At 69.5% G+C, this 18,124-nt stretch carries 15 protein-coding genes; 6 read left to right on the plus strand and 9 right to left on the minus strand.

Translation table 11 applies throughout. The features are described from left to right. Nucleotides 1-9: 9 nt before the first annotated feature. From flgE to B9P64_RS28050, 4 genes are read right to left on the minus strand one after another with little or no spacing between them, the layout of a single operon-like run. Nucleotides 10-1,233, minus strand: a complete 1,224-nt coding sequence (flgE, locus tag B9P64_RS13605; RefSeq protein ID WP_085316796.1) for a flagellar hook protein FlgE — start codon at nt 1,231-1,233, stop codon at nt 10-12. A gap of 14 nt (nt 1,234-1,247) precedes the next feature. Beyond that, nucleotides 1,248-1,961 carry a flagellar hook assembly protein FlgD gene (locus tag B9P64_RS13610; protein ID WP_085316797.1) on the minus strand — a complete coding sequence of 238 codons (714 nt, stop codon included), beginning with the start codon at nt 1,959-1,961 and terminating at the stop codon, nt 1,248-1,250. A gap of 2 nt (nt 1,962-1,963) precedes the next feature. Next, entirely contained in the window at nt 1,964-2,368 is a 405-nt protein-coding gene (gene flgC / locus B9P64_RS13615) for a flagellar basal body rod protein FlgC (protein ID WP_085316798.1), read from the minus strand. Nucleotides 2,369-2,393: 25 nt separating this feature from the next. Then, nucleotides 2,394-2,981 carry a flagellar basal body rod protein FlgB gene (locus B9P64_RS28050; protein ID WP_235840006.1) on the minus strand — a complete coding sequence of 196 codons (588 nt, stop codon included), beginning with the start codon at nt 2,979-2,981 and terminating at the stop codon, nt 2,394-2,396. 178 nt (nt 2,982-3,159) lie between these two features. On the opposite strand from B9P64_RS28050, the gene flgA reads away from it, so the two are divergent. The 3 genes from flgA to B9P64_RS13635 all read left to right on the plus strand — a co-directional run bounded on the left by flgA (nt 3,160) and on the right by B9P64_RS13635 (nt 4,782). Next, entirely contained in the window at nt 3,160-3,897 is a 738-nt protein-coding gene (flgA, locus tag B9P64_RS13625; RefSeq protein WP_176256838.1) for a flagellar basal body P-ring formation chaperone FlgA, read from the plus strand. A gap of 104 nt (nt 3,898-4,001) precedes the next feature. Next, on the plus strand, nt 4,002-4,304 hold the full coding sequence (gene flgM / locus B9P64_RS13630; RefSeq protein ID WP_085316799.1) for a flagellar biosynthesis anti-sigma factor FlgM: 303 nt from the start codon (nt 4,002-4,004) through the stop codon (nt 4,302-4,304). A gap of 16 nt (nt 4,305-4,320) precedes the next feature. Beyond that, a complete protein-coding gene (locus tag B9P64_RS13635) occupies nt 4,321-4,782 on the plus strand; it encodes a hypothetical protein (protein WP_085316800.1) in 462 nt (153 codons plus the stop codon). Nucleotides 4,783-5,424: 642 nt separating this feature from the next. Here the strand turns inward: B9P64_RS13635 and B9P64_RS13640 are convergent. The 4 genes from B9P64_RS13640 to flhA all read right to left on the minus strand — a co-directional run bounded on the left by B9P64_RS13640 (nt 5,425) and on the right by flhA (nt 10,948). Next, the gene (locus B9P64_RS13640; protein ID WP_085316801.1) at nt 5,425-6,138 is read right to left on the minus strand and encodes an RNA polymerase sigma factor FliA; all 714 of its coding nucleotides are present in this window, start codon (nt 6,136-6,138) and stop codon (nt 5,425-5,427) included. Between the two features lie 16 nt (nt 6,139-6,154). After that, on the minus strand, nt 6,155-6,868 hold the full coding sequence (locus B9P64_RS13645; RefSeq protein ID WP_139826318.1) for a P-loop NTPase family protein: 714 nt from the start codon (nt 6,866-6,868) through the stop codon (nt 6,155-6,157). A 70-nt stretch (nt 6,869-6,938) separates the two neighbouring features. Continuing rightward, the gene (gene flhF, locus B9P64_RS13650) at nt 6,939-8,870 is read right to left on the minus strand and encodes a flagellar biosynthesis protein FlhF (protein ID WP_085316803.1); all 1,932 of its coding nucleotides are present in this window, start codon (nt 8,868-8,870) and stop codon (nt 6,939-6,941) included. Then, nucleotides 8,867-10,948 (minus strand): flagellar biosynthesis protein FlhA, encoded by a 2,082-nt coding sequence (gene flhA, locus B9P64_RS13655; RefSeq protein ID WP_085316804.1) that lies wholly within the window; start codon nt 10,946-10,948, stop codon nt 8,867-8,869. The genes flhF and flhA overlap by 4 nt, the downstream gene beginning before the upstream one ends. Nucleotides 10,949-11,255: 307 nt before the next feature. Here flhA and B9P64_RS13660 point away from each other — a divergent pair, with 307 nt between their 5' ends. The 3 genes from B9P64_RS13660 (at nt 11,256) to B9P64_RS13670 (ending at nt 16,497) form a co-directional block, all read left to right on the plus strand. After that, complete coding sequence (locus B9P64_RS13660) at nt 11,256-13,139, plus strand: methyl-accepting chemotaxis protein (protein ID WP_176256839.1); 1,884 nt, start codon at nt 11,256-11,258, stop codon at nt 13,137-13,139. A gap of 90 nt (nt 13,140-13,229) precedes the next feature. Further along, entirely contained in the window at nt 13,230-14,576 is a 1,347-nt protein-coding gene (locus tag B9P64_RS13665) for a lactonase family protein (protein ID WP_085316806.1), read from the plus strand. Between the two features lie 367 nt (nt 14,577-14,943). After that, nucleotides 14,944-16,497: an amidohydrolase family protein gene (locus tag B9P64_RS13670; protein WP_085316829.1), complete on the plus strand. Its 1,554-nt coding sequence runs from the start codon at nt 14,944-14,946 to the stop codon at nt 16,495-16,497. A gap of 13 nt (nt 16,498-16,510) precedes the next feature. On the opposite strand, the gene B9P64_RS13675 is transcribed toward B9P64_RS13670, so the two are convergent. Further along, complete coding sequence (locus tag B9P64_RS13675) at nt 16,511-17,650, minus strand: EscU/YscU/HrcU family type III secretion system export apparatus switch protein (protein ID WP_085316807.1); 1,140 nt, start codon at nt 17,648-17,650, stop codon at nt 16,511-16,513. Between the last annotated feature and the right edge of the window lie 474 nt (nt 17,651-18,124).

Raw genomic sequence — 18,124 nt, forward strand, 5'->3', positions numbered from 1 at the left:
GCGTCAGCCTCAGCGCATGTTCACAAGCGTTTGCAGCATCGAGTCCATGGTCTTCACGGTCTGCGCATTGGCCTGGTAGGTGCGCTGCGCGGTAATCATGTTGACCAGCTCGGAGGTGAGGTCGACGTTGGCCTCTTCGAGCGCGCCCGACTGCATCATCCCGAGGTTGCCGGTGCCGGCCTTGCCCACCACCGGCTGGCCCGACGCGGTGGTCTCGGCCCACTGGTTGTCGCCGAGCGCCGCCAGCCCCTGCGGATTGGCGAAGTCGGTCAGCACCACGCGCCCCTGGGCCTTGGTCTGGCCGTTGGTGTAGCGGCCCTGGATCGTGCCGTCGTTGGCGATCGAGAAGCCCGCCAGCGTCCCGGGCGAATAGCCGTCCTGGGTGATCGAGGTCATGCCGAAGGTCGCGCCGTACTGGGTCGAGCCGGCGAAATCGAGATTGAAGGTGAAGGCGGCCGCGCCATTGGCCGCCGGCACCGGAATGTCGAACTTGGTGGTGGCGGTGGACGGCAGCAGCCCGTTGGCGAACGACAGCGTGCCGACCGCCGCGCCGTTGTTGAGCGTGGTGCCGTTCTCGACCGCGTACACGTTCCAGTCGCTGGTGGTCGAGTCGGGCCGGGTGAAGTACAGCTGCACCGCATGCGAATTGCCGAGGTTGTCGTACACCGTCATGCCGCTGGCGTTGTTGTACGTGCTGCTGTCGACCGGATTGAACGGCGTGTTCGGCACGGTGGTGGTGCGCGAATCGAAGTTGGCGGTGGCGGTGGCGCGCGCCGTGATGTTGGGGCCCATCGCCGAGGTCGACAGGCGCAGCCGGCCCGGTGCGGCATCGGTGATGCTGCCGTCGGGCCCCGCCACATAGCCGGTCACATGCTCGCCGCCCGAGGTGACGAGGTACTGGTCCTTGTCGACCTGGAACTGGCCGTTGCGGGTGTAGGTGACGACGCCGTTGTTTTCCAGCCGGAAGAAGCCGCTGCCGTTCACCGCGATGTCGAGCGGATTGGACGACACGCTGATGTTGCCCTGGTTGAACTGCTGGCTGATGGCCGCCACCCGCGTGCCGATGCCCGGAATGGTCTGCGAATTGCCGAGCATCGAGTTGGCGAACATGTCGGCGAACTCGGCGCGCGCGCCCTTGTAGCCGATGGTGTTGGCGTTGGCGACGTTGTTGCCGATGACATCGAGGTTCTTCGACGCGGCATTGAGGCCGGAAAGTCCTTGCTGGAAGCCCATGAGCTGAGGTCCTGTCAGTACACCGAGCGAACGTCGGTTTGGGGGTGATAGCCGAGGCCGCCCAGGTCGAGCAGCGTGGTGACGCTGCCGTCGGTGGCGGTGCTGCGCTTGATGCCGTCGACGCGCGCGATCGACAAGGCCGTCGCGCCCACCGAACTGGTGTTGCCGTTGGCCATGTTGCTGGCCACGACCTTGAAGCTGTAGTAGCCGTCCTTGGCGTCGGTGCCGGCGCTGTTCTTGCCGTCCCAGGCAAAGGTCTGGGTGCCGGCGGCGGTGCTGCCGAGATCGACGGTATCGACCAGCGCACCGGCGCTGTCGTAGACCTCGACCTTCACGTTGGAGGCGGCATTGGCCAGCTCGAAGCCGCCACCCGCCACCCGGCTGCCGTCGCTCGCGGTCGACAGCTGCATCTTGGCGCCGTCGACCAGCACGCTGTGGCCGATCAGCGAGGTGGCGTTGAGCTGCTGGCTCGCGCCCACCTGGGCCAGCAGCGAACTCATGGTGTCGTTGAGCTTGGAGATACCGTCCACCGTCGAGATCTGGGCCATCTGGCTCGTCATCTGGGCGTTGTCGGCCGGGTTCAGCGGATCCTGGTTCTTGAGCTGGGCCACCAGCAGCTTGAGGAAGCGGTCCTGCGATTCCGACGAGCTGCTGGTCTTGGTGCTGCTGGTCGAGTCGGCCGTGGTGGTGACCTTGCCGGCGCTGTTGATGGTGAATTCGGTCGCCATGCTCAGCCGCCCATCTGCAAGGTCTTGGAGAGCAGCGACTTGGTGGTGTTCAGCACCTCCACGTTGCTCTGGTACGAACGCGAGGCCGAGATCATGTTGACCATCTCCTCGACCGCATTCACGTTGGGATAGGTGACATAGCCGTCCTCGCCGGCCATCGGGTTGGCCGGGTCGTGCACCCGGCGCGCCGGCGTGGTGTCTTCGACGATCTTGGCCACCTTCACGCCGTTCTCGCCCTTGTCCTTGCCGGGCACGGTCTGGAACACCACTTGATGCGCGCGGTACACATTGGCCTCGTCGGCCGACGCCGATTCGGCATTGGCGAGATTGCTGGCCACGACATTGAGCCGCTTGGACTGGGCCGCGATGCCCGAGCCCGAGATGTCGAAGATGTTGAACATGGACATCTTTCAACTCCTTGAAGGTTGCCGGTCAGGACTGCTGACCGCTGATGGCGCTGGTCAGCGTCTTGATCTGGCCGTTCAGGAAGCGCAGCGAAGCCTCGTAGCGCAGCGTGTTGTCGGCGAAGCGGGCCTGCTCCACATCGGAGTCGACCGTGTTGCCGTCGATGCTCGGCTGGGTCACCGAGCGGTATTTCATGGCCGGCGCGTCGGGCGCGGCGGTGGAAAGCGTTCCCGCCAGATGGCCGGCGTCGGTGCGCGCAAGGCGGCCGGTCGCGGCCAGCACCGTGGCGGTAGAAGGCGCGGCGGCGGCGGCGCCGCCGGATTCGGTCGCCGCGGCGGACACGGGCGACGCACCCTGGCCGGCGCGCGCCAGCGCCAGCACCGGCAGATGCACCGGACCGGTGCCGGCCAGATTGGCGGCCGGGCCGGCCGGTGTCGGACGGTTCGTGCCGCGCCCGGTGGCCGCCGCCAGCGCCTTGCCGAAATCGAAATCGACCGCCTTGTAATTGGGCGTGTCGGCATTGGCGATGTTGGCCGCCAGCGCCTTCTGGCGGTCGGCGCGCAGCCGCAGCGCCTGCGCATTGGCGTCCAGCGATGAACCCAGCTTGTCGAACATGCCCGCTCCCCGGAATCGGTCGGTGCGTCGGATTATCGAAAGCCGGCGCCACTTCCTGAGCCCGATAAGCCCTGCCTTTGCGCGGGTGTTCGGTGCTTCCCGGGGCAAGGGCAAACCTAGAGTCGGCCTCGGACTTCCGCCGTTCATCACGCAGGATTCATCGCCGTTCGCGCCCGCCATGCCCAGCCACCGCCGTCTCGCCCGCCCTGCCCTGCTCGCCGCGCTCTGCCTGGTGACGGCGCTCGCGGCCGCGCCTGCCGCCGCCGCCGAGCCGGTCGCCGACGCCAGTTGGCGCACGGCCGTGGACGCGGCGGTACGGGCCCGGCTGCCGGCCGGCGCGGGCCGCATCGAGATCGAGGTCGGCAAGCCCGATGCACGGCTGCCGGCGCCGCCCTGCGCCAGCGTCGAGGCCTTCGTGCCGCCCGGCGCCCGGCCCGAGACCGGCCGCCTGAGCGCCGGCCTGCGCTGCGCCGCCGGCACTGCCGGCGCGGCGGCGCCGAACTGGACCGTCTATCTGCCGGTGACCGTGAAGCGCTTTGCGCCGGTGGTCGTGGCGGCGCGCGACATCGCCGCCGGCACGCCGCTTGCACAGGCCGATCTCGCCATCGAGGAACGCGAACTCGCGCGCCTCGGCACGGCCGCCGTCACCGACGCCGCCAGTCTCGCGGGCCGCAGCCTCACCCGCGCCTTCGCCGCCGGCCAGCCGCTGTTGTCGAGCGCGCTCAAGCGCGATCCGGTGATGGCGCCCGGCGATCCGGTGCAGGTGCTGCTGGTGGGCGCAGGCTTCAGCATCCGTGCCGATGGCGTGGCGCTCGACCTGGCCGAAGCCGGCCAGACCGTCAGGATCAGGCTCGACAATGGCCAGCGCGTGCAGGGCATCGCACGCGCCGGCCACACCGTCGAATTGCAGTTATGAACCGGCCGCACCGCTGACACCGTGCAGCGGCGCCCGGCCCTCGGACACTCAAGTTCCGGTTCGATCCGCCGAAAGAGCGGGAGAGATCGGTTGAAGGAGTCATCATGAAGATCGGGAAGTCCACCGAAGCGTTCAGCAGCGAAGGCATGGCGCAAGCCAAGGCCAAGACCAAGAGCAGTGCCGACGCGGGCAAGACCGCGCCGGGCGGCGAATCGGTCAAGCTGTCCTCGCTTTCCAGCACGCTCAAGAGTGTCGAGGCCGACATCAAGGAACCGGCGTTCGATTCGGCCAAGGTCGAATCGATCAAGCAGGCGATCCGCGACGGCAAGTTCGAGGTCGACAGCTCGGCCGTGGCCGACAAGCTGATTTCGGGCGTCAGCGACATGCTGGCGCGCAAGTCGAGCTGAGTCGGGGAGAGTCGCCATGACCACGCCCATCGACCGCCTGCTCGCGGAAAGCGCCCGCCTCGTGCCGGCGCTGCACGACGTCTGTGCCCGCGCCACCGTGGCCGCGCCCGACGAGCTGGAGGCGCTGGCGCTGGAACATGCCGGCCTGACCCAGGCGCTGGCCGAATGCATTGCCGACGTGCGCCAGGGCATCGCGCCCATGACGCTCGCCGAGGCGCTGGCGCGACATGCGCTGGCCCATCCCCAGGCCGCGAGCGATCCGCAGCGCGGCGACTGGGTCGAAGCGCTCGAAGGTCTGCGCCGCGCGAACGCGGTGGCGGGACGGGTGATTCTCCAGCGGCTGCATCTGACGCAGGCGCTGGCGCGGGTGGTGAATGAAGCGCGCGGGGCGAACGACGGGGCGGGTTTTGCCGATCCGTCGGGCGGGCCGTTCAAGCGCAGCAGCGGCGGCACCGGGCTGAGTCGCGCCGTCGCCTGAAGCGGCTTTTTCTTGAGCACGGCGTCGGGCGGGGATGAGGCCGGGTGCCGCAAGCGCGCGTGCCCGCCGCTGAACGCGGCGGGAACCTCGCAGAGCCTTCCGGCTTGCAAGCCGGAAGGCGCTCCGGCGGGGCTGCTGTCGCAGCCTTTTTCCGCCTCCGCCCTTCGGTAGCCCGCCGGCCGGGGCAGAACTCGGCCGCCTTGCGGCGACCTCAAACAATCTGCCCCTGAGCGCCTGTGGCGCTCACCGGCGTCTACCTCGTCGGCTCGGCACGCGCGCCAATGCGGCACCCGGCCTCATCCCCGCCCGACGCCTTTCAAATTTCGGTGGCAGCTGGTGCGGAGAACGAATGCCGCACACCACCAACGCCAACAGCGCCTCGCAGAGGCGCAATCGACCGTGACGAGAAAAGCGTCGGGTGGGGATTGGGGCGGGCGGCGCATTCGGGCGTGCCGAGCGCACGAGGTAGACGCCGGAGAACGCCGCAGGCGTTCAGGGGCAGATTGTTTGAGGTCGCCGCAAGGCGGCCGAGTTCTGCCCCGGCCGGCGGGCTACCGAAGGGAGCGAAGGGAAGCCGCCGCGTCCAGCGGCGGCCACGCCCGCATGCGCCGCCCGCCCCAATCCCCACCCGACGCAGCAGCGCTACCAAGCCTTGAGCTTGCTGCGCAGCCGACTCACCGCCTGGGTATGCAGCTGGCACACGCGCGACTCCGTCACCCCCAGCACCGCCGCGATCTCGCGGAAGTTCATGTCCTGCTCGTAATACATGCCCATCAGATGCCGCTCGCGCTCGGGCAGTTCGTCGATCGAGGCGATCAGCGCCTTGCGGAAACGGTCGTCGCGCATCTGCTCGAACGGATCGCCGGCCTTGTCCGGGCAATGCCGGTCGAGATAGTCGTCGTCGTCCTCGCCGCCGCTGAAGTCCTCGATGTGCACCAGTTGCAGGCCGCGCGCGTCGGCCAGCATCGAGTGGTACTCGTTGATGCCGAGGCCCATTTCCTTCGCGATCTCGGTCTCGGTCGGCGCGCGTTGCAGCTTCTGTTGCAGCGCGTGGATGGCCGACTCGATGCCGCGCTGGTTCTTGCGCACGCTGCGCGGCAGCCAGTCGGCGGCGCGCAGCTCGTCGAGCATGGCGCCCTTGATGCGCTGGGTCGCATAGGTCTCGAACTGCGCGCCCTGGTTGTCCTCGTAGCGGTTCACCGCGTCCATCAGGCCGATCAGGCCGGCCTGCACGATGTCGTCGAGCTCCACGTTGGCCGGCAGCTTCGCCAGCATGTGATGGGCCATGCGCTTGACCAGCGGCGCGTACTGCTTGATCGCCGCCGTCTTGTCGAGCCTTCCTGTCGTTGCGTACATCTCGTAGTTCTCCGCGTCAGGCCAGGTTCATCGTGGTTGCCGATGCCGGGATCGGAAACTCGGCCGGACACCATTCATGCACTGCCGCGCGCAATCGCGCGGTCAGGGCGCTTCCCGGGGTGCGCCGGTCCTCGCTTTCGGGCAGCGCCAGGCCGAAGCCCAGCGGCAGGTCCAGAAACCGGTCTGCGGTCGCGGCAAGTCGCTCGAACATCCGGCGCCCGGCCAGCTCGTCGCGCGCGAAGGCGGCGATGCGAAGGTTGGACCTGAGGCCGTCCCCCGCGACCGCCTTGATCCGCGAATACGTCTCGCGGACCGAGCCTGGGTCGTCGTGCACGGCTAGCACCAGGTCGCCGTTCGCGTCCATTAATTCAGCGGCGAGCTCAAGCGACTGCGTATTGATTAGAAGCCAGTCGGGCGGTTCGGCAAGCGCCAGAAAGCCGCCGAAAAGATCGGCTTTTTGCGCCTGACCGGCGGCCACATGCGCCAGGAAGACATCGGCGCCGTCGCGCGCCGACAGCAGCGCCAGCCGCTCGCTCACGCGCACCACGGCATCGGCGAATTCGAGGCTGCCGGCGAGCAGATCGGCCAGGTCGCCGCGCATGCGGCGCTGGAAGCGCGTGCCCATGTCGGGCGCCGAGTGGTCGAGCACCAGCACGTCGGCCTCTTCTGCAAGGGCTTGCGCGAGCCAGCAGGCCAGCCGGCCGGAGCCGACCACCGGCAGCACGCGCATCGTGCGATGGGTCGGCTCGAACAGCTGGCGCAGGCCGGCGGCCTGGTCGGTGCGGCTCATGAGGGCGGCGTCACGCATGGGCCGGACGGATCGGAGCGGCGCCGAGCGGATCGGGGCTGCGGTCGACATAGGTCATGCCCACTTCATCGTCGCTGACGCGAAACGGCCGCGCCGGCGCATGCGCCAGTGCGCGCGTGACCAGCGAGCCGGCCGAGGCCGGCGTGATGTCTTCGGGCACGCGCTGGCCGGTGGTCTCGTAGTACAGCGGCAGGCGGTGGCGGATGAGCACATCGAGCGCCTGGCCGAGCCGCACCGCCTCGTCGGTCTTGGTGAGCACGGCGCCGGCAAAGCCGGCCACGGTCTTGCCGCTGGCGCTGCTGCCGGCCAGCCGGTAGCTGGCCACCACGTCTTCCAGCGTCTCGGCATGCGAGGCGGCGTTGAGCACCAGCAGCCGCTTGATGGCGCCGGCGCCGACCGCGTCGAGCAGCTCGGCCACGCGCTCGTCGCGCTGGCCGAGGCCGAGGGTGTCGATCAGCACCAGCTTCTTGCCGGTGAGGCCGCGCAGCACGCCGAGCAGGCTCTCGCGGTCCTGCGCGGTGTGGACCGTCACGCCGAGGATCTTGCCGTAGATGCGCAGCTGGTCCTGGGCGCCGATCCGGTAGCTGTCGATGGTGACCAGGCCGACCGAATCGCGGCCGTACTTGGCGGCGCAGCGCGCGGCCAGCTTGGCCACGGTGGTGGTCTTGCCGACGCCGGTCGGGCCGACCAGCGCATAGATGCCGCCGGTATCGACGATGTCGTGGGCATTGCCCATCACATGCAGATTGCGTTCGAGCACGGCGCGGGCCCAGCCGCGCGCCTGGGCCTCGTCGGTGAGCTGCTCGGGCAGGCGCAGCGCCAGATCGCGCGCCAGCAGCGGCGAGAAGCCGTCCGCGAGCAGCATCTTCTGCATGCTGGCGGCGACCGGCCGGCGGCGCTGGCGCTCGCTGAAGGCGATGGTGTCGAACTGGGCCGACATCCAGCCGCGGATCGATTCGAATTCATTGCGCAGCTCGGCGCGCAGATGGGTCTGCAATTCGCGCTTGATGTCGCTGCCCAGCTCTTCGCGCAGCGAGGCGGTGAGCTTGTCGCGCAGCGCATCGGCCAGATCGAGGGCGGCCAGATCGGGCACCGGGAGCATCGAGCCCATCGGCAGGCCGAGTTCGCGGTCGTCATGCAGGTCGGGCAGATCGCGCGGATCGATCTCGGGCGCACGCGGCGCGCGCGCCGGCGCGGTCGGCGGGCTGCGCAGAAAGGCCGGCGCGAGCGGTGACGGCTGGCCGGCCGGCAGCTCGGCATGCAGCGGCATGCGCGGCACCGCCGGCTGGGTCACCGAGGGATGGGCGGCGGCATGGCGCAGCGGCTCGCGCGCGGGAGCCGGCGGCGCCGGCTGCGGCACGGCGCGGCGTTCGGCCGCCGGCGGCTGGGGCGCAGCGGCGCGGGCGGCGGGCTGGGCGGCGGCCGGCGGGCGCTGGCCCGATTGCGTGGCGGTCGGGCGCAAGCCGGACTGGGTCGCGGTCGGGCGCGCGGCGGTCTGGGCCGGTGCCGGCTGGGTCGCCACCGGCGCCGGCTGGGTCGCGGTAGGCCGGCGCAGATAGTCGAGAAACGGCACGGCCGGCGCGCGCGGCGGCACGGCGGGCGGCGCCGCCGGTTCGGTCTGGCGCACCCGCTCGGCAAACGACGGCCGCTGTGGCGCGCGCGGATTGCGGATCACGCTCGGCAGATCCTCGGGCTCGTCGGCCGGCTCGGCCGGTGCCGGCGCGGCCACGATGCGGCGCGGCGGGCCGCCGCTGCCGGGCCGCCCGGCGGTGAGCTTGGACAGCTCGGCCTCGGAGGCGGCCACCACTTCCACGCCCGACCCGGTGCGGCGCGTGGAAATGACGACCGCATCGTCACCGATGGCGCGGCGCGCTTCCATCAGCGCCTCGCGGCTGGTGGCACCGAAGAATTTTCGGAGGCTCATGAGTTAGCTCCCAGGATGGCTTGGACGCGAATCGAATGCGATTCCGGAATTTCGGCATGGGCGATCACGCGCAGACGCGGCGCGAGACGGCGGAACAGACGGGCGAGCGGCAGACGGATCGCATCGGGCACCAGCAGCGTGGCCGGCTGGCCGATGGCTTCCTGGCGCTGGGTCACGTCGCTGGCATTGCGCAGCAGCGCCTCGGCGAGGCCGGGTTCGAGACCGATCGGTTCGTTGGCGCGCTGGTTGCCGAGCGCATTCGACAGCACGCGTTCGAGTTCGGGCTCCAGCACGATCACGCCCAGCTCGCTCGCATAGCCGTAGATCTGCTGGACGATGGCCGGGCCGAGCGCGACCCGCACGGCGGCGGTGAGTTCGACCGGGTCCTGCGTGCGGGCGCCGGCGTCGGCCAGCGTCTCCAGCACGGTGCGCAGATCGCGGATGTGCACGCCCTCCAGCAGCAGCCCTTGCAGCACCTTGTGCAGCACCGCCACCGGCACGATCTTGGGCACGGTGTCTTCCACCAGCTTGCCGCCGTTCTTGCCCACATGCTCCAGCAGCTGCTGCACCTCGGCGCGGCCGAGCAGCTGGGCCGCATGCATTTGCAGCACATGGTTGAGGTGGGTCGCGGCCACGGTCGACGCATCGACCACGGTGTAGCCCGACACCTGAGCGGCGTGCTTGTGCGAGTTGTCGATCCATACCGCCGGCAGGCCGAAGGCCGGATCGGTCGTCATGGTGCCGGGCAGCTTGGCGGTCACGCCGCCCGGGTCGATGGCCAGATGCATGCCGGTGACGGTCTCGCCCTCGGCCACGGTCGCGCCCTTGAGCGTGATGCGGTACTGGTTGGGCTTGAGGTCGAGGTTGTCGCGGATGTGCACCGGCGGCGGCAGAAAGCCGATCTCCTGCGCGAACTTCTTGCGGATGCCCTTGATGCGCTTGAGCAGGTCGCCGTCCTGGCTCGCGTCGACCAGCGGAATCAGCCGGTAGCCCACTTCGAGGCCGAGCATGTCGACCGGCTCCAGATCGTCCCAGCTCGCCTCGTTGCCGACCTGCACCTCGGGCGGCGGCGCATCCGGCAGCGGCTCGGCGGCGCGCCGGTCGCGCCGGTCGAGCCACCAGGCCATGTAGCCGGCGCCGAGCGCCAGCATCAGGAAGGGCAGATGCGGCATGTTCGGGATCAGGCCCAGCAGCGCCATGATCGCGGCGGTGATGGCCAGCACGCGCGGCATGTTGAACAGCTGGTCGATCATCTGCGCGCCGAGGTCTTCGCCGGTGCCCACGCGCGACACGATCAGGCCGGCCGCGATCGAGATGATGAGCGACGGAATCTGCGCCACCAGGCCGTCGCCGACCGCCAGCAGCACATAGGTCTCGCCGGCCTGGCCGGCGCTCAGCCCGTGCTGGACCATGCCGATCACCAGCCCGCCGATGATGTTGATGAACAGCACCATGATCCCGGCCACGGCATCGCCGCGCACGAACTTGGATGCGCCGTCCATCGAACCGAAGAACTCGGCTTCCTGCGCCAGCTCCGAGCGGCGCTTGCGCGCATCGGCCTCGCCGATCAGGCCGGCGTTGAGGTCGGCGTCGATGGCCATCTGCTTGCCGGGCATCGCGTCGAGGGCGAAGCGCGCCGCGACTTCGGCGATGCGGCCCGCGCCCTTGGTCACCACCACGAAGTTGATGACCACCAGGATGATGAACACCACCAGCCCGACGGCGAAGTTGCCGCCCACCAGGAAGTGCGCAAACGAGTCGATGACCTTGCCGGCCGCGTCGGGGCCGGTGTGGCCGTCGAGCAGGATCTTGCGGGTCGAGGCCACGTTGAGCGACAGCCGCAGCAGCGTGGTGATGAGCAGCACGGTCGGGAAGGCGGCAAATTCCAGCGGCCGGCGCGTATAGGCCGACACCAGCAGCACCACGATCGACATCGCGATGTTGAAGGTGAAGAACACGTCGAGCAGGAAGGCCGGCAGCGGCAGCACCATCATCGCGAGCACCAGCACGATGAAGATCGGCGCGGCGAGGGCCTTCACATCGATACCGGTGGCTCGGAGACGGGCAATCAGATTCATGCGGCTGGGCGGAGGTTTTGCCGGATGGCGCAATGCCCCGGCTTTCAAGGCCCATTCTCGAAAACCTGAGGGTTTGTCATGCCGCGATTAGCGGCAGTAACCCGAGGCTTATCGGTCGCGCCGGACCGCCCCGCCGCAGGCACCGGCGCCGTGCCGGCAGGCCGGCAATTTGCGGCGGATTGACAGCGCTGTTTGCGTGAACGGCCACACCGGCAGGCCGCAAGACTCGGCGCACTGCGGCCTGACGGCCGTTCACCAACAGCGAACGACAATGATCAAGAGCTTTCTGCGCCCGGGAGAGCGCGCCATGCAACGGCTGCGCATGCCGGTGAAATTCGCGCTCGTCTGCGGCGCCTTCATCGTGCCGCTGACGCTGCTGCTCTGGTTCTATCTCGATCGCGCGCGCGCCGACATCGACACCACCCACCACGAGGTGGCCGGCGCGGCCTATCTGGCCGCCGCGCTGCCGCTGGTGAGCGGCGTGCAGGAGCATCGCGGCCAGGCGCTGCTCGGGCTGCTCGGCAAGAGCGATCCGGCGCGTGCCGCCGACGCCGCCCGCACCATCGACATGGAGCTCGACGTGCTGACCGCCATGACCGCCAGCGACGGCGATGCGATGAGCATCGGCCCGGCGCTGGGCCAGCTGCGCAGCGCCTGGAGCGAGGTGCGCAACGCCAGCCATACCGACCCGGCCAGCGTGACGGCGCGCTATGCACCGATGCGGCTGGCCATCGCCGAGCTGATGACGGTGATCGCCGAGAACTCGACCATCGCGCTCGACCCCGATGCCGACAGCTATTTCCTGAGCCAGACGGTGTTCGTGCGCGGCTGGACCGCGCTCAACTCGCTCGGGCCGCTGCGCGGCTATTCGGCCTGGGCCGAGCACACGCCGACCGACGTGACCGCGCTGGCGCGCACCGCACAGTTCGGCGCCGTGGCCCAGCATGAGCTGGAATGGCTCAAGAACCAGTTCAGCCAGTACGCGCGTGCCAATCCGGCCTCGGCGGCCCGGCTCGACCTGGCCGGCATCGATGCCGCCGCCGCCTATGCGGGGAAGATGATCCGGCACTCGCAGCAGCCCGATACCGCCGGCGATGCCTATGGCGAAGGCAGCCGCGCCATCAATGCGCTCGAGAGCTTCATCGCCGCCGGCAACGCCGAGTTCATCAGGCTCATCGAGGCGCGCGAGCAGGCCAAGGTGAACGGGCTGATCGGCATCGTTTCGCTGGTGGCGGCATCGCTGGCGATCGCGGGCTACATGCTGCTGGCGTTCTATGTGTCGTCGGTACGCGGCTTCGATGCCATCAGCCACCGGGTCGACCGGCTCGGCGAGGGCGACCTGACCGAGACCTTCCCGTCGCGCGGCACCGACGAGATCGGCAACACCATCGATGCGCTGCGCGGCCGCGTGATGTCGCTGCGCGACATCATCCACGGCGTGCGCGATGCGGCCGATGCCATCTCCCATTCCAGCCAGGAGATCGCGTCGGGCAACCAGGATCTGGCCCAGCGCGGCTCGCGGCTGGCGGCCACGGTGCAGGAAACCGCCGCCACCATGACGGCGCTGACCGAGACCGTGATGCGCAACCAGGAGCACGCGCGCGATGCCTCGCAACTGGCGGCCACTGCCATGAGCACGGTCGAGCGCTCGGGCGCGGTGGTGGCGCAGGCGGTCGAGACCATGGGCCGCATCACCGGCTCGTCGAAGAAGATCGGCGAAATCATCCAGGTGATCGACGGCATCGCCTTCCAGACCAACATCCTGGCGCTCAACGCGGCGGTCGAGGCGGCCCGCGCCGGCGAACAGGGGCGCGGCTTTGCGGTGGTGGCCAGCGAGGTGCGCAGCCTGGCCCAGCGCTGCGCCACGGCAGCGCGCGAGATCAACACGCTGATCGCCGAGTCGATCGGCACCATCCAGACCGGCGCGCGCTACGTGAACGAAACCGGCAGCACCATGAAGGACGTGATGGCCTCGGTGAACGACGTGGCGGCGCTGATCGGCGAGATCGAGGCGGCGACCGAGAGCCAGACCGGCGAGATCCGGCAGGTCGCGGCGGCGATGCACGACATCGACACCAGCACCCAGCAGGACGCCGCGCTGGTGGAGGAAACCGCCGCCGCCGCCAGCGCACTGAAGGATCGGGCGCAGACGCTGGCCGACTCGGTCCGCACCTTCCGCGTCGCCAACTGAGCGGCCGGCGGCCAGCAACCGGGCCGCATCAATCGCGCAACATCGGGCGAGCAAACAGCAGGCTCTACAGCCAAGAACCTGCCTCCGCCCATGTCATCGCACTTTCTTCAGCGCCTTACCTCCTCCCCTGCAGCGCCGCGCGCCCGGCTGCCCATCGATCTGGCGCTGGCCTCGGCGCTGGCCGCCGTCATCGGCCTGCTCGGCGGCTGCCTGGGCACCGCGTCGGGCAGCTATACCGTGGGCGGCACCGTCACCGGCCTGACCAGCAATGGCCTGGTCATCGCCAACGGCAGCGACACGCTGTCGGTCGCCTCGGGCAGCAGCAGCTTCACCTTTGCCACCGAGGTCGATACCGGCGACACCTATGAAGTGACCGTGACCACCCAGCCCGACGGCCAGACCTGCTCGGTGACCAACGCCAGCGGCACCATGGCCAGCGCCAAGATCACCAATGTGGCGGTCACCTGCCGCAGCTATGTGGCGCTGGTGGCCGACAGCGGCGAGGCCAAGGTGAGCAGCCATCTGCTCGGCGACGACGGTGCGCTCGGCGCGGCGGTGAACGCCACCGCCGCCAGCAAGCCGTCCGGCATCGTGCTGTCGCCCGACGGCAAGTACGCCTGGGTGACCAATGCCGGCAGCGGCACGGTCATCAGCTATGCGGTGGCCAGCGACGGCAGCCTGTCGATGCTGGGTACGGTGAGCGCCGGCAGCGCGCCGGTCGGCATCGCGGTCACGCCCTCGGGCGACTATGTGTACGTGGCCAACGGCGGCGGCACCACGCTGTCGCAGTACGTGGTGGGCGATACCGGCACGCTGAGCGCGCTGTCGACCGCCTCGGTCAATTCGGGCAGCAAGCCGCTCGGCGTAGCGGTGGCGGCCAGCGGCGCCTATGCCTATTCGGTGAACTCGGGCGCCAACACGCTGGCGCAATACACGGTGGGCAGCAGCGGCGCGCTGAGCGCCATGAGCACCGCCACGGTCGCCACCGGCTCGGTGCCGCAGGCGGTGGCGGTGCATCCGACCGGCGTGGCCGTGTATGCGGTCAACTACGGCGGCCACAGCATTTCTCAGTATTCGGTCGGCACCTCGGGCGCGCTGACCGCGATGTCGGTGGCGACGGTCTCGGCCGGCACCAATCCGGTCGCGATGGCGCTGCGGCCCGACGGCAAGTACGCCTATGTGGCCAATGCCGGCAGCGGCACGGTGTCGCTGTACAGCGTGTCGAGCACCGGCGCGCTCACCTCGGCCGGCAGCTATGCCACCGGCAGCACGCCGAGCGGCGTGGCGGTCAGCCCGGACGGGCTCTATGTGTACGTGACCGACAGCGGCGACAACACGGTGTCGCAGTACAGCATCGGCAGCGGGGGCAAGCTGGTGGCGCTGTCGAGCGCGACGGTGGCGACGGGGACGACGCCGCTGGGCATCGCGGTGCGGTGAGGTTTTGGGGGCTTGCAGGTCCGGGCCGAGGGTGGCCGGGGCCGGAACGGGGCGCCCGCTGGCGTCGGCCTTTCGCTGCGCGAAAGGCTGCCCTCGCTCCTTCGCTAGCCCGCTGGCCGGTCCGCCAACTCGCGCCCCTTGCGGGTCGCTCAAACAGGCGGACCTGAGCGGCTGCGCCGCTCGCCAGCGTCTACCTCGTCGCTCGGCGCGCCAGAGGGCGCCCCGCTCCGGCCCCGGCCACCCTCGGCCCTGCGCCTTGCTGCGGTTGAGGGGGCTGGTTCGATCACGGGGCTTGCAAGCCGTGCGCGCTAACCTGCGCGCGCCTGCTTTCTGCCCGCGTTCTCGCCAGCCTTCTCCGATGCCGCCCATGACCGATCTCTGCCCTGCCCTCGCCTTCCCGCGCCTGCCGGCGCTGCGTGCGCTGCCTGCCGCGCTGCTTGCGGCGACCGCGCTGTGCTGCGCCCTGCCCGCGCAAGCACGCGGGCCCGCGCCCGGCCGCGATGAAGCCGCCACCGCGCGCTACTACGGCCAGCTCATCGCCGGCGCCGAGCCGCGCAGCGCCGAGCTCACGCTGTTCACCACCCAGCTGCCCAAGGGCGGCGATCTGCATCACCACTATTCGGGCGCGCTCTATGCCGAGACCTATCTCGACTGGGTCGGCAAGGCCGGCGCCTGCGTCTGGCGCGAGGATGTGGCCGGTGTCGCCGGCGCCCAGCGCTTTCGCATCGAGAGCAAGCCGGCCGCCCTGCCCGCCGAGGCGCGCGCGCATTGCCTGGATGCCGGCGCGGTGCTGGCCGACAACGGCTTCTATCGCCAGCTGCTGATGCGCTGGTCGGACAAGGATTTCGCCAATCATCCGCATGACGCGCTGCCGCCCGATCAGCAGTTCTTCGACACCTTCGGCTACTTCGGGCCGATCTCGGGCTGGTCCTATCGCGACGGTCTGGCCCTGCTCAAGCAGCGCGCGCTCGACGAGAACGTGCAGTACCTGGAGACCATGCTGCGCAGCGCGCCCCGGCTCGGGCCGCGACCGCTGATCGACGCGATCAATGCGCTGCCGCCCGATGCCGACGATGCGCAGCTGTTCGCCGCGCTGGCCGCGCTGGCCGATGCGATCGAGGCCGATCCGGCCACCGCGCGCCAGATCGCCGACTACGCGGCCCAGCTCGCCGATGCCGCCGCCGGCCTCGACGACGACCGCTTCACGCTGCGCTTCCAGACCTATGTGGTGCGCGGCTTTGCGCCGGGCGAGGTGTTTGCCAGCCTGGTCGGCAGCTATCTGGCCGCCCAGGCCAGCCCGCTGATCGTCGGCGTGAACATCGTCGGGCCCGAGAACGGCTACATCGCCATGCGCGACTACGGCCTGCACATGCGCATGTTCCGCTTCCTCAACCAGCGCCATCCGGGCGTGCGGCTGGCGCTGCACGCGGGCGAGCTGACGCTGGGCATGGTGCCGCCCGAGGGCTTGCAGGATCACATCCGGCAGGCAGTGGAAGTGGCCGGCGCCGCGCGCATCGGCCACGGCATCGACGTGCTGCACGAGCGCCAGCCCTGGGCGCTGCTCGACGAACTGCGTGCGCGCGACATCGCGGTGGAAATCAACCTGAGCAGCAACGACTTCATCCTGGGCGTCGCGGGCGCGGCGCATCCGGTGGTGCTGTACCGGCGCGCCGGCGTGCCCTTCGTCATCAGCACCGACGATGCCGGCGTGTCGCGCAACAACCTGAGCGGCGAGTACGCGCTGTTCGCCGCGCGCTACAAGCCGAGCTATGCCGAGCTGAAGCAGGCGGCGTATTCGAGCATCCGCCATTCCTTCCTGAGCCCGGCCGACAAGGCGCAGCAGATCGGCCGGCTCGATGCGCGCTACAAGGCCTTTGAGGCGAGCGTGGCGGCGATGCTGAGCCGGACCGGCCAGCGCTGAACGCCGGCGCCGGTCAGGCCGCTGCCGGCGCCGCCTTCTCCGCCGGATCCAGCCCCGGCGGCACCGGCACCTCGCCCAGCTCGCCGGCCGCCATGCCGCGCCGGATGCGATACACATAGGCCAGCACCTGGGCCACGGCGCTGAACAGCGCGCCCGGAATCTCGGCCTCGAGTTCGGTGTTGGCATAGAGCGCGCGCGCCAGCGGCGGCGCCTCGACGATCATCACGCCGGCCGCCTCGGCAATCTCGCGGATGCGCGCGGCGGTGATGTCCACGCCCTTGGCCACCACCTTGGGCGCGCCCAGGTCGCCGTCCTTGTAGGCCAGCGCCACCGCGTAATGCGTCGGGTTGGTCACGATCACGTCGGCATTGGGCACGGCGGCCATCATCCGGCGTCGGGCCAGTGCGCGCTGCTGGGCGCGGATCTTTCCCTTCACTTCCTGATTGCCCTCGGCCTCCTTCATTTCCTGCTTGAGCTCCTGCGGCGACATGCGCATGTCGCGCGAGTGCTTCCACCAGGCGATCGCGCCGTCCACCGCGCCGATGCCCACCAGCGGAAACACCAGCAGCAGCAGCGCCGTGCCGATGCGGTCGGCCCCGGCCGCCAGCGCCGAGCGCACATCGCTGGCCGCCAGCGCCGGCAGCTCGGCAAAGCTGCCGCTCGAATAGCTGAGCGCCACCGCGCCCAGCAGCAGCACCGCCACCATGCCCTTGCCGATTTCTGCAAGCGTGTGCATCGACAGCATCCGGCTCAGCCCGCCGAGCGGATCGAGCCGCTCCAGCTTGACGCCGAGCGGCTTGGTGGTGAAGTTCCAGCCGCCCAGCGCCAGCATGCCGACGATGGCGCCGACGAAGGCCACGGCCATCATCGGCGCAAACACCCACAGCGCCTCGATGCCGAGCTGGCCGAAGCGCAGCGCCATCTGGCCGGTGTCGTCGACGGCGCGGCGGTCGAAGCTGAGGCCGTGGCGCAGCACCTCCTGCATGCCCTTCGACAGATCGCCGGCGGTGAACAGCAGCGTCGAGATGCTGCCGCCGACGATGCCGATGGTGGCCAGCTCGCGCGAGCGCGGCAGCTGCCCTTCCTCGCGCGCATCGGCGATGCGTTTCTGGGATGCGGGGAGGGTGCGGTCTTCCTTGTCGCTATCGGCCATGGTCTGGCGGTTCGGGAGTCATGACAGCGCCCGATGCTGCCGCGCCCGGCCGATCCGGATCGGTCGAGCAGCGGCCGTCAAGTCAGTTTCATTGCCGCAAACCACCGCACGGCCGGCTTCGCCAAGGGCTTTTCCCTAGGAATTGCGATTGCGCTGCAAATCCCCAGCAATTCCATCGGATTGGCCTCCGACTTTTCATATGCCTATCCATTTCATTCAGGATTGGCGTGTTACCTGAGCCGCCGGAGTAACACGGAATCAGCATGCTAATTTGCGCCGCATTCCGGATACCCAATGGTCCTTCGTACAGGACCGCGTCAGGACACCGGTAATTCAGACAGCCCCCGATTTCAATTGCGCCAGTTTCGGCGCGGGGCCGCTTATTGCCTGAAGAAAGGGAATTGACCATGTCGGCCATCGAGAATCTCCGCAAGTCCAGCGGAAAGCACGCACAGCTGCGTCACAAGCTGTTTC

Origin of the sequence: Derxia lacustris (genome assembly GCF_002105195.1) — a bacterium.
Lineage (GTDB): Bacteria > Pseudomonadota > Gammaproteobacteria > Burkholderiales > Burkholderiaceae_E > Derxia > Derxia lacustris.